General features: G+C 69.5%; 1 pseudogene (running past one end of the window). It reads left to right on the top strand.

The window, feature by feature from the left end:
• Positions 1-123: 123 nt before the first annotated feature.
• A pseudogene (locus ACFWJO_RS38255) lies at positions 124-443 on the top strand (IS481 family transposase) (it continues 563 nt past the right edge of the window).

The following is a 443-nucleotide window of genomic DNA, read 5'->3' as shown; positions in this document are numbered from 1 at the left end:
CGGGCTAGTTGTTGTGGGTCATGAGGTCCTTGACACGAGGCACGGGCTGAGATGAGACGAGCGGGCTCCGCCCCGCAGGATGGGAATTGCGACATCCACTCATCCGCGGAAGGAAGCCCGCTCGTGACTCACGCTAACGCACCTCTGACCCCCACCGGCCGGCTGCGCATGGTCCACCGCCACCTGAACGACGGGATCCCGCAGTCCCACGTGGCCGCGGAGTTCCGCGTCAGTCGGCCCACGGTGGCCACCTGGGTCGCCCGCTACCGTGCCGAAGGCGAGGCAGGACTGCAAGACCGCTCGAGCCGGCCCCATCGCTCACCTGCCCGGCTCGACCCCGCGATCGTGGCCGAGCTGGAGGCCCTGCGCCGGGCCGAGAAGTGGTCCGCCCGGCGCATCCATCACCATCTGGTCGGCGAGGGCCACCAGGTGTGTCTTCGCAC

Origin of the sequence: Streptomyces sp. NPDC127092, from assembly GCF_042722475.1 — a bacterium.
Taxonomy (GTDB): domain Bacteria; phylum Actinomycetota; class Actinomycetes; order Streptomycetales; family Streptomycetaceae; genus Streptomyces.
This window is presented reverse-complemented; position numbering and strand designations above follow the sequence as displayed.